The organism is Candidatus Hydrogenedentota bacterium (assembly GCA_012523015.1).
Classification (GTDB): domain Bacteria; phylum Hydrogenedentota; class Hydrogenedentia; order Hydrogenedentales; family CAITNO01; genus JAAYBJ01.
This window is the reverse complement of record JAAYJI010000297.1, coordinates 22,126-36,296: the sequence shown is the minus strand read 5'-3', so window position 1 is coordinate 36,296 and position 14,171 is coordinate 22,126. Positions and strand designations below refer to the sequence as shown.

Genomic DNA, 14,171 nt, shown 5'->3' with positions numbered 1-14,171 from the left:
CCCTACTGCTCAAACGATCGCGCTAGGAACGAAAATACCAATGGGCTTTTAAGACAATACTTTCCAAAAAAGACTCGTTTTGATACATTTTCTGAAGAGCAGTTAAAAAGGGCTGTTCAAGATTTAAATAATAGACCAAGGAAAACGCTTAATTATAGAACTCCTGCCGAAGTCTTTTTTCAGGAAGGGGTTCCAATTCGGGTTTGAACCTGCGCATACGTTTCCGTTCCATCCAAACCATGGCAATGCCGACCAAGATCAAAAAGGCGCTGATACTGCCGTTAAGCACAGCTGTTAACCACGAGTCCGACCAAGGCAATACGGCTATCATCATTAACGCAATAATGATCAAAGATATGCCCACCACTTGAAAGGGAGAAATGGTTTTGGATTGGGCTGCTGCGGCTTGTTCTTCGGGTCGGCTGCCGATGGGTTCTTCCAAACGGGTAAAAAAGCCCTTGACCCGCTTCTCTTCTTCGCCATGCATGGGTGAGAAAAGCGTAATCAAGCACATGATGATGAAGGTCACCAAGCTGGTCGCAATAAAGAGAACCATTTCGAGGGGCGCACTGCGATTAAAGAGACTGAGGGTGCTGCTTTCCGGATTCCATTGAATCATGAAAAACGCCAGCGGTCGCCCGGTCCGAGACACTGCAAAAAGAGCAATGCCCACGAAGAGACCTGCCAAGAAGCCCCAAAGGGCGCTCCGTGCCGTGAAACGCCGAGATAGAAGCCCCAAAATCATGGGTACCGCGACAGGAGCCGTAGCCACACTAAAGAGCGTAACCATCATGGTGAACATGTCTTCCGCTTTGGCAAGGCTCAGCATCAACAAGGCAGCGCCGATTGCTAACACGCCAATGAGCAGGGTCATCAGCCGTCCCACAAGAACCAATTCGCGCTGCGAGGCGTCCGGACGCAAGTGACGCCGGTAAATGTCGTGGGTCAGCACATTGGCACAAACATTATAGTCGCTGCTGAGCATGGACATAGTGGCGGCGAACATGGCGGAGATCATAAGCCCCAACATGCCTGCAGGCAAGAGCATCCTGCACAGTTCCGGGTAGATGGTGCCTGCGTCGGCAAGTCCGGGGATCAGCTGCGTCCCGGCAATGGCGGGAAGAAACATCAAGGGCGGTCCGATGATATACAAAACCACTACGGACAAACCCACCTTGAGAGCATCCCGTTCGGTGGGCACGCAGTAATAACGCTGGATGAGCGACCAATTGACGCTGCTCCACGCCAAGGTATACATCACGATGAGATAGATCACATAGCCCCAACCATATTCGGGACAGGTTAGGCGCATGAAGCCATCCGGCAGATTCTTAAACACTTGTGTGACGCCGCCGCCGTGATAAAAGGACAAGGGTAAGATGATGATGATCGCTGCCGTCAACACGACGAATTGGATAAAGTCGGTCACCGCCACCGCCCAGAGACCGCCCATGAAAGTATAGAGCAGCATGATGCCGCCGGCGCCGATCATGCTCCACTTCATATCGAAACCGAGACTCACGGAAATGAAGATGCCGATGGCAAAAAGCTTGATGCCGTCGTCGATAATTTTGGTCGGCACACCCTGCCACGAAAACAATTGCCGTAATACAGGGTTGTATCGTTCTTCCAAATATTCGATGGGGCTTTCGATACGGGCGCGCCGCCATTTATGGGCGAGGAAGAGCGCGCTGAAAAGCGTGGCAGGAATGGAAACCCACAACAAGGTAATGCCTACGAATCCGTAGCGATAACACAGGCTGGGATAGCTGACAAAAGCCATGACACTGAAGCTGCTCATGTAGAAAGAGACGCCGCTCAGCCACCACGGGATATTGTTGCCGCCGCTGAAATAATCCTTGATCCCCTTCATGGACCGATAGAAATAAAGACCAATGCCCAACATGAGCAGGAAATAACCGACAATCATAAAATAGTCGGGTACTCCCAACATAACCTGTGTATTCATAAAGACTCCTGATTATCGCCTCATAGGAAAGAATAGACTACTGAAAGGACTCCAAAGTACGCAGATAGGCAACGGACTTTTTCAATGCCTCTTGGATATCATCCAAAGTCCATTCGACCCCTTCCACCCCTTCCACCTCAATCGTGATGGGGCCTGTATAGGCATGGCTGCGCAGAATTTTAAAAATGGCGGGGAAATCGACGATCCCTTCTCCAAGAGCGGGGAAATTCCAGGTCTCCAAAGCGCCATTATGATCTTTCACTTCGAAGGTCGCTACATAGTCCACGCATTTTTCCAATTCAGAAGGGGCATCGGTATTTTCGTTGTAATAGCTGATGTTGCCCGTATCAAAATTCACACGAACATGGGAATGGTCTATGGCGTTCATCGTTTCCACATGGACAGCGCCGTTGGTACCCAAATCGGGATGGGTTTCCAGCACGAGAATAACGTCGTTTTCCTCGGCCAAATCGCCTGCCTCGCGGAGCCGTTCATAGACCACTTCAAAAGGCGCATCATGGCGTTTCGGCGACAGGAACATGTACTTCACGCCCAATTGCTTGCAGATCTCGAACTGTGCGCCAAGCTCCGCAACAGCACTTTCTTGAGACAGATTCGTATCGCCGCGAACCACGAGCACCTCCAGCCCGAAGGCAGCCAATTGCTCTTTCACCGCTTCCACTTCTTCCGCTTTGGGAATGCTCATAAAGACATAGTGCAGTCCCAGTTCTTGGATGTATTTGAACGCGTCCTCTTGAAAAGCACCATAGTTGGCGACACGACAAGCAAGCCGCCACGGTGTCGGCGCAGGCGCTGCTGCCGCCGCCTCTTCTGCAGGCTCGCTTTGATTGACGGGACTGCTGCAGCCACAAAAAATAAGAGCAGCCAACGCCAACCCCGTCACACACAAAGAAACACTCTTCACACCTACCATGATTTAATTCCTTCTTTCGTAGACTCATCCCACGTGAAAACAGAGACTCAACCCTGGGTGCCTTAGGTGATTAACGCAGGGTTAAGCATTTCGTACCGTTGCAGCAGCGCCGGCAGGCATGGTATCGGCGCTGCCTTGGCGGCAACATCATACAAACTGTGCGCGACCACGCATCGGAACAGGAAAGAGCGGCTCTTGTAACAAGACGTGGCTTGCACAGTACTGCTAAACAGACCTTTTTTCTTAGGCGAGTTCGTCGCGATGGGCCCAAACTTTTTCAAAAGCGCGAATATAGCCCTCCACCATCTCAGGACATTCTTTCGTGAAGTAGGGCAGTGCGATGCTGGTCGCATTGGCTTGTTCAGAGCCGGGCAGATCGGGAATAACGGGGAGATGGTGCCACCACTCCGCTTGTTTATAGAGGGGCTGATGATGCTGCAAACGATAACTCAAAGCGTCGGCGCGCACGCCTTCCGCCCGTAACGCAGCAACAACCTTTTCCCGGGAAACGCCGGCTTCTTGCTCATCAATGAAAAGCATATTCCACTCATAGTACAAGCGCTGCACATCATCTCTGCCGCTTGATTGCTCATACAAGCCGGGCAATTGCAACAACACATCATTGAGTTTACGCGTTTGAGCCACTCCCTTGATTGTGCGCTCTTTCAAATCTTTCATTTGCACACGAATCAGCTCGGCAGCAACCGGGTGCATGCGTGTCTTTGTGCCCAGTCCCGTGCCGGTATATTGTTTGTAGGGGCTGTCGTCATCAACACCTGGCGCATCATAATGCCCCAAAAGGGTCGCACGATCTCGGTATTCCTTTGTTTTATAGACGCCCATGCCGCCTTCAATACCCGGCAAAGGCTTGCTCATCTGGTAGCTGAAAATCGCCATTTCGCCCCAAGCACCGGCATGCACACCTTTCAGTTTGGCATACTGGGCATGAGCCGCATCTTCCAAAAGGATCAAGCCTTTTTCTTGGGCCCAATCGCTGATTGCGTCCATGTCGCAAGGCAGACCGATCCAGTGAACGGGCATCACCGCTTTCGTGTTCGGCGTCAGCCGTTTTTTCGCATCTTCCAAGTCGAAGTTCAAGGTTCTCGGATTGATATCCACAAAGACAGGAACCAAACCAAAGAGGCGCATGGGCACAATGGTCGCGAAGAACGTGTAGCTGGGCACCATGATTTCGCTGCCCGGCGGCAGATTCAACGCGAAAAAGAGAGATAGCAGCGCGCTCGTGCCATTGCAATAATTCCGCGCATAGGGAACGCCGACATGCTCACACCATTCCGCTTCCAGTGCAGGGATAGCGCTGTAGTCGGGGGCGCGCAGCATTTTCACCACCGCCTCTTCGTCGGCTTCCGTATAGCGGGGCCAGCGCCACGCGTCGGTGTCGGGTTTGGGGATGGCAGCTTTGCCGCCGTTAATCGCAAGCTTTTCCGTATCGGCAAAAGCCCGGTTCGCCTGTGCCATGCCTATACCGGCAGCGGCACTTAAGGTGGTCGCTTTTAAAAAACTGCGACGGTTCGTTTCTTTTCCAGATGGGGCATCCATGGGATCAAACATCGTCTTATTCTCCTTATTCTTTCTTAAGCTTTTTGAAAGCAAAACAGTTCAAAACCTATCGCATGGATAAGTCATCTTGCGCAGTCCTAAAAGCGCGACACGAGAATTATCATAACCCACTTTCATAGGATTATCAAGTTTTTAAAAGGACGCCTCATGATCATTAGCATCCAAGCCGTATTCTTCTGTCTCCTCCACCACGTCATCCCCCTCGCCAACCGCTTTTACATCGTTGTTGCCGTCCTCAAACTTTACCAATAGTGCTTTCGCCTCTTCCACGCGATCGGAAGGCACCTGCAATTCTATACCGCCCAAGGCTTGGCTAATGCTCAAACGCGCAAAGAGTCCACCCATATATTCATTGCGCACAAAAACGGGGATACCGTAGCCTTCCAACATGGATTTCAAAAACACGGCGGGGCCGGGCGCCCAAAAGCGGGCGATAGTCTCCCAATGATACGGTGAATCACTCAAAACAATCCCTTTCTTGATGGACGCCTAGCGACAGATAGCAGTACTGTAACGAGCGCTTTCCAAGAAAAACGCCCGCAATTCAAATAAGCTTTTATTTTACACCAAAGGCACGGACATCGTGTTAGTGATAACTCCTTTTTCACAAAAGAATTACCGGTTCGGGAAAAGACGCCCCAACGCGGAATGTACTGTACCGCCAACGATCTGTTAAAATATAATGGTGTGTACATGTGAAACCGCAATTGCTCCCCTCAAAGGAGTAAACACAAACAAATCAAATAAAATAATAAATAGGCAGGATACGAATACATTTGCTGAATTCATTGACCATAGACCAAAGTGTCAAGGATTTATCTCTGGAGCAACTGGAGACCCTGGCGGCAGAACTGCGCAGCCGGATCATCTCCACCGTAAACCGCAACGGCGGCCACTTATCGTCGCCCCTCGGCGTTGTCGAACTGACCCTTGCACTTCATTATGTATATAATTTCCCCACCGACAAATTAATTTGGGATGTTGGGCATCAGTGTTACGCCCATAAACTGCTGACGGGACGGGCGCAATCCTTCGATAGCCTCCGCAAACGCGGCGGGATCAGCGGCTACCCCAAACGGAGTGAAAGCGCTTATGACAGCTTCGGTACCGGACACAGCTCCACCTCTATATCCGCTGCGGTGGGTATGGCGATGGCACGGGACCGGCAAGGACTGGATCATGAGGTCATCGCAGTCATAGGCGACGGCGCGTTAACGGGCGGCATGGCATTTGAGGCGATGAACCACGCGGGCCATTTGGATGCACGTATGGTGGTCATCCTCAACGACAACGAAATGTCCATCTCCCGCAATGTGGGCGGCCTCGCCCATTATTTCAATCGCCTCATCACCACCACGCCCTACAAACGGGTAAAACAGGATGTGGGCTCTTTTGTCAAAGCCTTAATCCCCGACAGCATGACGCGAACCATCCAAGATATTGAAAAAAGCGTCAAAGGCTTCATCAGCAAAGGCGGTCTCTTCCAAGAGTTCGGCTTCAATTACATTGGGCCTGTAGACGGTCATGATCTCGCGCTGCTCATCGAACTCTTGTCTAAAATCAAAGAGATGGACGGCCCTATTTTCCTGCACTGTATTACAGAAAAAGGCAAAGGTTTAAAAGAGGCGGAAGAAGATCCGCAAAGTTATCACGGTGTCAGCCCCATGACCCTGAACACGGACAGGGGAGAAGGCGAAGCGATTCCTGCGCGCTGTCCCACACAGCAACACAAATCCGGTGATATAAGCTTTACCGACGCCTTCGCCCAAACCTTGATCGAACTAGCAGAAAAAGATGAGCGTATCGTCGGCATTACCGCGGCCATGCCCACAGGAACGGGCTTAGCGAAATTTGAACGTGCCTTCCCCGACCGCTTTTTCGATGTAGGCATTTGCGAACAACACGCCGTCACCTTTGCCGCCGGCTTGGCGGCAGAAGGCATGCGCCCCGTCACCGCCCTCTACTCTACCTTTTTACAGCGAGGCTATGACCAGCTCATCCATGATGTATGTCTGCAGTCGCTGCCTGTGGTATTTGCTATTGATCGCGCCGGATTGGTGGGCGAAGACAGCCCTACCCAAAACGGTATCTTTGACCTGTCCTATCTGCGCGCTGTTCCACACCTGCGCATACTCGCGCCGCGGGACGCTGAAGATCTTACCCTTATGCTTACGTGGGCGCTAACCCTGAATGAACCCGTCGCCATACGCTACGCACGAAGCAGTGCGCCCCTCATTGGCGATGCAAACCGCCGTGACGTGCGCAAAGCAGAACACCTGCGCCCCGGCGAAGATCTCTGTTTCCTGACCGTAGGCCCCTGTGCCGCAGCGGCCCTGGAAGCGGCAACCATCCTTGAGGCAGAAGGCATCGCAGCCGCCGTCATTGATGCACGTTCAATAAAGCCCCTTGACAGCGATCTTTTGGAACGCCTGAAAGATCGGCTCATCATCACCGTTGAAGAAAATACGCTCTGCGGCGGCTTTGGCGCTGCGGTCTTGGAACATTACGAAGAACGGGGCGAACTCCACCAGGTTCAAATACACCGTGTCGGTTTAAAAGATGTCTTCGGCGAACAGGCCACGCGCAGCGAACAATTAAACATGTACGCCTTGGATGCGCAAGGATTGGCTGAAACGGCGCGGTGCACGCTGCAGCGGCAAACCCCCATTTCTTTTGCACACTGAGAATTTATGATGACCGAATCAATCACCATTATCGTGAATGGCGAGAGCAAGACTCTCGCGCCGGAAACAACTTTGAGCATGTTGTTGGATGACTTGGGCATTGACCAACAGACCACCGTCGCTCTCAGAAATGAGGAGATTGTGGAACGGGCCGCCTTTGCACAAACCAAACTTGAACAGGGCGACACTCTCGAATTGGTCGCTTTTGTACGGGGAGGCTGAGACATGGATCTTTCATCGCGAATCGCAGTGCTCGATACTGTAGATTTATATGTGGTCATTACAGAATCTCTCGGCGCAGGGCGCACTTCCCTCGAAATCTTGGACGCCTGTCTCGCTGCGGGCGTGCGCATGGTACAGTTGCGCGAAAAAGATAAGGATGACCGCGATGTATACGCCTTGGGGAAGGCGTGGCGTGAAGCCACCCGCAAAGCGGGAGCCTTATTCCTCGTTGATGATCGCTTGGATATCGCCTTGGCTGTTGACGCCGACGGCGTTCATCTTGGACTGTCCGACCTGCCCATAACTGCAGCGCGCCGACTCGCTCCACACATGATCCTGGGCGCATCCAGCCATAACTTAGATGAGGCGCTGAGCGCACAACAAGAAGGCGCCTCTTACGTCAACATCGGCCCCATCTTCCCTACCCAAACCAAAATTGTCGCTACCGGCGCCATTGGTCCCGAAGCCATCGCCCATATCCGCCCCCATCTCCACGTCCCCTATACCTGCATGGGCGGTATCAAAGAGAATAATGTGGACTTGGTTCTTGACGCCGGCGCTCAAATCGTGGCAGTTGTCACTGCCGTTATTGCAGCTCCCAACATCGGTCGCGCTGCAACGGCGCTGCGTAATCGCATTCAAGAAAACAGACGCCTATCTTAGTCTCAAGCTCCAAGGGTTTTCCGTGGGATAAACGGGCGCCTAGAGGGGTGAATTAAGCCGGTTACATCAAGAACGAGATGCCATAAAAGGGGAATTATACCCAACAGAAATCGTGGCTAATAATGCATAATGGTGGTGGAGTTTCAGGTTAGGCACAAGCCCGCCACTGCTCCCCGCCGCCTGAATCCTTATAATATCTCGACAGTAATATGGTCGTTCGTATAGATACAAATATTGGCCGTAATTTTTAGAGATGCCTCCACGATTTCGGAAGCGCCCATATCTGTATGGGCAAGCAATGCGCGAGCCGATGCCAAGGCATAAGGACCGCCGGAACCAATGGCAAGAATACCATCCTCGGGCTCGATGATCTCGCCGCTGCCCGAAATGAGCAAGGACATTTCATGGTTACTCACCGCCAAGAGGGCATTCAATTGGCGCAGATATTTATCGGTTCGCCACTCTTTGCCCAGTTCCACGGCGGAACGCTGCAGGTTCTTATTGAATTCTTTGAGTTTCCCTTCGAAGCGTTCAAAGAGCGTAAAGGCGTCGGCAACGGCTCCGGCGAATCCCGCCAAAACCTCGCCATCTGCAAGACGACGTACCTTCACTGCATTGGATTTCATGACCGTATCCCCCACCGTCACTTGTCCGTCGCCGCCCATGGCAACGACACCGTTTTTCCTGACACATAAGACTGTTGTAGCATGAAAACTTGCGCTCATCTATAGATCTCCACTGCAGTCCGCTGCAGCATCTTTGTTATGGTTGAAGACTCAGTATACCCCAGGTCCTATAAGCGGATAAAAAAATATACGATGCTTTTCCAAATGACAAAGGAGGCGCCGCGCCATGTTTTTTTATATGCTACAAATCTTTTCTACCGACGCCCCATGAAAAGACTTTTTTTTCTTGTTGTGAATGGTGTATTGTATAAACGAGGGTCGGTGTGCAGGAAGCCTGTCACAGCAACCACTTTATTCAAAAACATGTTTCATTCTGAAAGGAACCCCAACAATGACAAAATATTTCGAAACGAAATTGACGCGTCGTGAGAGTCTCGCTGCGATGGGCGCCATGGCATTGGCAGCCACCTTTGCCGGAGCAACCGATACGGCGGCCAAAGACAGCTTCAAAGGCATTGCCCTCCAGCTCTACACCTTGCGTGAGCCCGCCAAGAAAGACCTCGCCGGCACCTTGAAAAAAGTTAAAGAAATGGGCTGGGAATATGTTCAGTGGAGCGGCATGCCCGACTTGAGCGCACAAGAAATACGGAATGCCTTGGATGAAGCTGGGCTGACCGCTGTTTCCGCACATATAGGCATCGAAGGTTTTGAACAGAATTTCGACGAGCAGGTAGCCTTCTGGTAGACAGTAGGCAACGCCGTTGTATCGCCCGGCGGCATGATGGGCGACTTCAAAGACACTTTGGAAGCGTGGAAAACCGGTGCAGCACGGCTGGACGCTGTAGGCGCAAAATTGCGGGAAGTGGGCATGCGTCTGTCCTACCATAACCATGATTGGGAATTTCAGACCTTCGAAGGCGACGACCGCGCCAAGCTGGAAATACTCATGGCGGAGACCACACCGGGCAATCTCTGTGCGGAACTCGATTTAGCATGGGTCAAAGCAGGCGGCTCCGATCCTGCCGAAATCATGTTGAAATTCAAAGACCGCTGTCCCATGATCCATGCCAAAGACTTGGTCGAAGGGAAAAGACTGTTGAACCGTCGCGTACAGTTCGTACCCCTCGGTCAAGGCATTCTCGATTGGGACGCCATCTTTAAGGCGGGGCGTGAAGCCGGTGTCGAATGGTATATTTATGAACAGGACAACGCCACCAAAGATATTTTTGAGTGCGCCCAAGAAAGCCTCGACTTCTTGAAGAAGAGCCTGTCCGTATAAGCAATAACGAGCAGCATATTCCGGACTGATCGGCAAGATAGACAACCGATCAGTCCGGCTTTTTTATTACCACGAATATTGGGGGATCTTTAACAAGGCACCGCCCTGGAGCGCGCTTTGATGCGCAACCACGCCGGATACGGTCGTATTTAATGCAGTAATGATGTCGACCAGGGGCAAGCGCTCTTCGAGTATGGCATTCACGAATTCATCGCCTAAATACCCATGAGATCCGCCATGACCCCCCGCTTTGACCGTGGGCGGCAGGGGCGGCTTGTTCAACTCAATACCGGAAATGTCTTCGATTCCCTCATACTGAACACCGGTCACGCTGCCCTTGGTACCGCGGACACGTCCCATCTCGCCTTGGTATCCCGGCGTCTCCCAACTGACCGCCATGCGCGCCATCCCGCCTTCGCTCGTTCTGAATAAAGCAATCTCAGTGGAAAAGGGATTTTGGTATCGATTATTGTTCGGCTGGAAATCAGGCATCTCAGAGGGGTACGCCATACACGAAACTTCGGTGAAGCTGCCGCCGGTCACGCACGTGTAGTAGCCATTGGAATGGGTGGGATACCATTGGGGCGGCAGACCAATGCGCCAGCCGCGGAATGAATCAATGGGCGTATCCATATAATGGAAATATTCCCCTTCCGTATAGACCATGGGACCCAACTTCCCCGCCTTATACAATTCACGCATGGCATAGGCTTCGTCGTGATAGGCGGAGGTCTCAAACATCATATAGGTCAAGCCCGTTTCTTTTACCGTTTCCAAAAGCTGATCCGCTTCTTCCAACGAACCAAACACGGCAGGAACGGCACACGCCACATGCTTGCCGTGGCGCAGGGTGTCGATGCAGTGCCACGCATGAGACGGCGCGTCCGTGGCAATAAACACGGCCTCGATGGTGTCATCCTTTAACATTTCTTCCAAAGAGGGATAGGTCTTTTCGCAACGGCAGGCTTTTGCCAGTGCAGCGCAGCGGTCGGGCAGCAAATCGCTCACAGCGACGATCTCCACATTGGGATGATCCTGTAAATAGAAGGCAGCGCCGAAACGACAAACGCCATAGCCGACAATACCCATACGAATTTTACGATCCGATTTCGGCGTCCATACTGCTCCCTCTTGGAGGGTACTTTCCGTCTTTTCAAATCCGGAAATCTCAGGATTTTGACCATGCCCTTTGACATGGAGCCCTACAGTCCCTGCCGCTGCTACAGACGCCCACAAAAAAGAGCGCCGAGAAAATCCATTTCCTTTATCCGAAATAGTCATTGATAGAGTCCTTTCTCGTTTCCATTCTATTTATAAATTTCGGTCAACGTGATATCTCCGACACGATTGAACAACAACCATGAAAGTCCGTTATTGCAGCCCCTTTCTGACAAGCACAGGCAATCCTCGCGAAGCCGGGAACAGGCTGTTTTTCAGACTTCATTATATAACAGCACCCGGACCACGCACTACGAGGCTTAGGGGATGCCGGTCTCATCCAGCAAGTCAAGAATGGCCCGTGCTTCTTCAGCGATTTGGTCGGCAAGATTACGCATTTCATGGAAGTCTTTGGGCTTACTGATTTCCCGCAACTCCTGGGCGAGCTTGATACGCGCGCCCTTCGTGGTCATGCCGTCATGATGCAACATGCTTTTGATGCGGCGGACAATTTTGATGTCATGCTCCGTATAGGCGCGATTGCCTGAAGGCAGCCGCCTCGGATTCAACTGCGGAAAGCGGTCTTCCCATTGGCGGAGTGTGTGAACTTTCACATGGGTCAATTCACTCACTTCAGAAATGGAGAGAAGTTTGTTCGTTTTTTCACCCGCAACCATAGTGCTGCGATCATCCTAACGCAAACATGTTCTTGACAAAATCGATGTTCTTCTGAAAACTCCCGTCGCGGTCGTTTTGACGAATAGCCGTCTCCAATACGACCCAACCTTCGTATCGGATATCTTTCATCGCCTTTTCAACAGCGTCCATGTCGACCCTGCCTTCTCCCAAGAAACTGCCGCCATCCTTAAAATGGATCTGACAGATACGTTCATCGAGCCTGCGTATTTCTTCGGCAATGTCATAGCCGCCGCTCGTGGAATTGCCCACATCATAATAGACCTGTACCGCATCGCTTTGTACTTTTTCGAGGATGCTCAGGTTTTGTGTCGCCGACAAGGTATTTTCTAATCCGAGAATCACGCCCGCATCAGCTGCCAACTTGGCGGCCACTTTTAACCGTTCAACAACCACTTCCACCTCATCCTCTTTCAGATTACCGCTGCCGCCTAAGAGGCTTTTGCGCTGCAACAGATCGCCTTTGCCGAAGAAAGCAACCAAGATGACTTTTGAGCCCAGCTCTTTAGCCCCGCCAATGGTCTGCTCCAGCCATGCAGGCCCCCGTTCATCGCTTGCCAAGGGATATTCATTCATTAATCCCAATGCAATAGAAGGAACCGTCGTCCCTGTTTCTGCCATGGCGTCTTTATAGGCGGCCTGAAACGCGGGATCGGCAATCTTCAACACTTCCCCCGCCTCGTCGGTAGAGGATATTTCCAATCCATCCATACCCAATGCCTTAGCCACTGCCAAGCCTTCCGGCTTGCAGGTCTCCTGAAAAGACCAGTCGCAAGCGCCGATTTTAATATCCAAGCCTGCTTCTGCACGGAGCTGAGACGCCCACAAAAGACCGGCAGCTCCAAAAGCGCCCGCTTTCATAAATTCACGTCGTGTACTTGTCATTGAACGAATCCTCCTTGATAACGATGATTGTTTCTATATACTTTTGATTTAAACACAAGTGCGCCTGCCATATCCATCACGGGCCTGACATCAGCCGCGGACGAGGGCTTCCAAATGTCCGTCGGCGGGAAGATCCAACTTCGGATCCAGCTGCTCTGTTGAAGCGGCCATCTGCTCCCACGTCACTTCTTCGCCCGTATACGCCGCCATTCGGCCGAGGATGGCGGTCATCGTGCTGTGCGCAGATTCTTCCGTATTATCAATGGGCGTGCTGTTGCGGATACTGTCGCAGAATTTGATGATATTCGTCACGGCACCGGATTCATAAATGGTATTGGTCTTTTCGCCTTCCCAGGATTTATTTTTGCCGCGCAGAACGACATCGCCGCCGTAATGAGAATCGACGGTACCTTCCGAGCCGTAAAGACGCATACATAAATCGCCGTAGCCATAGGTAAATTGTCCCGAACTAAAGTCTACCAACACCTCATCGGCATAGGTGTAGGTGACGATGAAATGATCCCAACAATCCCCGATATCGATGCGCGCCTTGCGCCCGCCCACACCACGTGCCTTCAGCGGATGCCCCTGCAGATACCAGTTGGCCACGTCTATGACGTGGATATTCTGCTCCACAATAATATCGCCGGACAGCGCTATATCGAAAGACCAGTTGCGCAGGCGGGCGGTTTCATTGCGAGCGGGGGTTTTCTGGTGGAGCCGTTCGCAATAATAATAGAATTGACCGGATACAGGCTTTCCGATAAAACCCTCATGGATACGCTCAGCGGCGCCGATGAAAGAATCGTTTGCACGGGTCTGGAAATCAACCCAGGCCGAGAGTTTACTCTTGTTGCGTTGTGCCGCATCCACAATCGCCTGACAGCCCGGCACATCGACCGCAATGGGTTTCGCCAAATACAAATGTTTGCCGGCGTCCAAGGCCGCCACCGATTGGTCCGGATGAAAATAGGGCGGACTTTCCACGGCCACGGCATCCAGCGATCCCGCCACCAAAGCCTCGTAGCCGTCTAATTGGCTATGACAGCGCCCCTCATCAAGACTAAAGATTTGTTGTGCCTCATCGCAGCGATCTTTAAAATAATCATGGACAGCGACGACTTTCGCATTGCCGTGTTTCTCGAAGAGGCGTCCAATCCAATTGCCCCGCCCGCCGCAGCCAACAATGCCCAATTCAATCTTACTATTGGCATCAAATCCAAAGACTGCTCGGGACGGCAATATGGAAAGACCGGCAGCGGTCAATGCCGCCGTCTTCAAAAAGCTTCGACGCTCACAGCTACTCTTAGAATTTTGTTCCATTTCAACATACTCCTTATGAGACAGATCCATACTTGCGGGACGATAGCCATACAACCAACAACAACTCTATTAAAGACTAATTCCTTTTATCCATGCAAATTAAATGCAACATGAGTCAGCGGCGATGCAACGCCATAGGGCGGACAAGGCG

At 51.8% G+C, this 14,171-nt stretch carries 14 protein-coding genes; 5 read left to right on the top strand and 9 right to left on the bottom strand.

The window, feature by feature from the left end; all coding sequences use genetic code 11:
* Window positions 1-148 precede the first annotated feature (148 nt).
* The 4 genes from GX117_13095 to GX117_13080 all read right to left on the bottom strand — a co-directional run bounded on the left by GX117_13095 (window position 149) and on the right by GX117_13080 (window position 4,949).
* The gene (locus GX117_13095) at window positions 149-1,969 is read right to left on the bottom strand and encodes a Na+:solute symporter (GenBank protein NLO34265.1); all 1,821 of its coding nucleotides are present in this window, start codon (window positions 1,967-1,969) and stop codon (window positions 149-151) included.
* Between the two features lie 37 nt (window positions 1,970-2,006).
* Complete coding sequence (locus GX117_13090; protein ID NLO34264.1) at window positions 2,007-2,903, bottom strand: sugar phosphate isomerase/epimerase; 897 nt, start codon at window positions 2,901-2,903, stop codon at window positions 2,007-2,009.
* Window positions 2,904-3,146: 243 nt separating this feature from the next.
* The gene (locus GX117_13085) at window positions 3,147-4,463 is read right to left on the bottom strand and encodes a DegT/DnrJ/EryC1/StrS aminotransferase family protein (protein ID NLO34263.1); all 1,317 of its coding nucleotides are present in this window, start codon (window positions 4,461-4,463) and stop codon (window positions 3,147-3,149) included.
* A 153-nt stretch (window positions 4,464-4,616) separates the two neighbouring features.
* The gene (locus tag GX117_13080; GenBank protein NLO34262.1) at window positions 4,617-4,949 is read right to left on the bottom strand and encodes a DUF2007 domain-containing protein; all 333 of its coding nucleotides are present in this window, start codon (window positions 4,947-4,949) and stop codon (window positions 4,617-4,619) included.
* 305 nt (window positions 4,950-5,254) lie between these two features.
* Here GX117_13080 and GX117_13075 point away from each other — a divergent pair, with 305 nt between their 5' ends.
* The 3 genes from GX117_13075 to thiE are packed head-to-tail and all read left to right on the top strand — an operon-like array spanning window position 5,255 to window position 8,053.
* Window positions 5,255-7,168 (top strand): 1-deoxy-D-xylulose-5-phosphate synthase, encoded by a 1,914-nt coding sequence (locus GX117_13075; GenBank protein NLO34261.1) that lies wholly within the window; start codon window positions 5,255-5,257, stop codon window positions 7,166-7,168.
* A 6-nt stretch (window positions 7,169-7,174) separates the two neighbouring features.
* Entirely contained in the window at window positions 7,175-7,390 is a 216-nt protein-coding gene (thiS, locus tag GX117_13070) for a sulfur carrier protein ThiS (protein ID NLO34260.1), read from the top strand.
* A 3-nt stretch (window positions 7,391-7,393) separates the two neighbouring features.
* Complete coding sequence (gene thiE / locus GX117_13065) at window positions 7,394-8,053, top strand: thiamine phosphate synthase (GenBank protein ID NLO34259.1); 660 nt, start codon at window positions 7,394-7,396, stop codon at window positions 8,051-8,053.
* Between the two features lie 188 nt (window positions 8,054-8,241).
* On the opposite strand, the gene hslV is transcribed toward thiE, so the two are convergent.
* On the bottom strand, window positions 8,242-8,778 hold the full coding sequence (gene hslV, locus GX117_13060; GenBank protein ID NLO34258.1) for an ATP-dependent protease subunit HslV: 537 nt from the start codon (window positions 8,776-8,778) through the stop codon (window positions 8,242-8,244).
* A gap of 292 nt (window positions 8,779-9,070) precedes the next feature.
* Between hslV and GX117_13055 the strand changes: the two genes are divergently transcribed.
* Window positions 9,071-9,424: a hypothetical protein gene (locus tag GX117_13055; protein NLO34257.1), complete on the top strand. Its 354-nt coding sequence runs from the start codon at window positions 9,071-9,073 to the stop codon at window positions 9,422-9,424.
* A gap of 33 nt (window positions 9,425-9,457) precedes the next feature.
* Window positions 9,458-9,958 (top strand): sugar phosphate isomerase/epimerase, encoded by a 501-nt coding sequence (locus GX117_13050; GenBank protein NLO34256.1) that lies wholly within the window; start codon window positions 9,458-9,460, stop codon window positions 9,956-9,958.
* Between the two features lie 66 nt (window positions 9,959-10,024).
* Here GX117_13050 and GX117_13045 read toward each other — a convergent pair whose 3' ends face one another.
* From GX117_13045 to GX117_13030, 4 genes are all read right to left on the bottom strand, one after another.
* Window positions 10,025-11,239, bottom strand: coding sequence for a Gfo/Idh/MocA family oxidoreductase (locus GX117_13045; protein ID NLO34255.1), 1,215 nt, complete (start codon window positions 11,237-11,239; stop codon window positions 10,025-10,027).
* Between the two features lie 197 nt (window positions 11,240-11,436).
* Window positions 11,437-11,793, bottom strand: a complete 357-nt coding sequence (locus tag GX117_13040; GenBank protein ID NLO34254.1) for a MerR family transcriptional regulator — start codon at window positions 11,791-11,793, stop codon at window positions 11,437-11,439.
* 10 nt (window positions 11,794-11,803) lie between these two features.
* A complete protein-coding gene (locus GX117_13035; GenBank protein NLO34253.1) occupies window positions 11,804-12,697 on the bottom strand; it encodes a TIM barrel protein in 894 nt (297 codons plus the stop codon).
* 90 nt (window positions 12,698-12,787) lie between these two features.
* On the bottom strand, window positions 12,788-14,020 hold the full coding sequence (locus GX117_13030; protein ID NLO34252.1) for a Gfo/Idh/MocA family oxidoreductase: 1,233 nt from the start codon (window positions 14,018-14,020) through the stop codon (window positions 12,788-12,790).
* Window positions 14,021-14,171: the final 151 nt, after the last annotated feature.

Bases quoted from the DNA above. Each gene is read 5' to 3' on its own strand.
- GX117_13095 (NLO34265.1), bottom strand. From the start codon at position 1,969: ATGAATACACAGGTTATGTTGGGAGTACCCGACTATTTTATGATTGTC.
- GX117_13090 (NLO34264.1), bottom strand. From the start codon at position 2,903: ATGGTAGGTGTGAAGAGTGTTTCTTTGTGTGTGACGGGGTTGGCGTTG.
- GX117_13085 (NLO34263.1), bottom strand. From the start codon at position 4,463: ATGGATGCCCCATCTGGAAAAGAAACGAACCGTCGCAGTTTTTTAAAA.
- thiS (NLO34260.1), top strand. From the start codon at position 7,175: ATGATGACCGAATCAATCACCATTATCGTGAATGGCGAGAGCAAGACT.
- thiE (NLO34259.1), top strand. From the start codon at position 7,394: ATGGATCTTTCATCGCGAATCGCAGTGCTCGATACTGTAGATTTATAT.
- hslV (NLO34258.1), bottom strand. From the start codon at position 8,778: ATGAGCGCAAGTTTTCATGCTACAACAGTCTTATGTGTCAGGAAAAAC.
- GX117_13055 (NLO34257.1), top strand. From the start codon at position 9,071: ATGACAAAATATTTCGAAACGAAATTGACGCGTCGTGAGAGTCTCGCT.
- GX117_13050 (NLO34256.1), top strand. From the start codon at position 9,458: ATGATGGGCGACTTCAAAGACACTTTGGAAGCGTGGAAAACCGGTGCA.
- GX117_13045 (NLO34255.1), bottom strand. From the start codon at position 11,239: ATGACTATTTCGGATAAAGGAAATGGATTTTCTCGGCGCTCTTTTTTG.
- GX117_13040 (NLO34254.1), bottom strand. From the start codon at position 11,793: ATGGTTGCGGGTGAAAAAACGAACAAACTTCTCTCCATTTCTGAAGTG.
- GX117_13035 (NLO34253.1), bottom strand. From the start codon at position 12,697: ATGACAAGTACACGACGTGAATTTATGAAAGCGGGCGCTTTTGGAGCT.
- GX117_13030 (NLO34252.1), bottom strand. From the start codon at position 14,020: ATGGAACAAAATTCTAAGAGTAGCTGTGAGCGTCGAAGCTTTTTGAAG.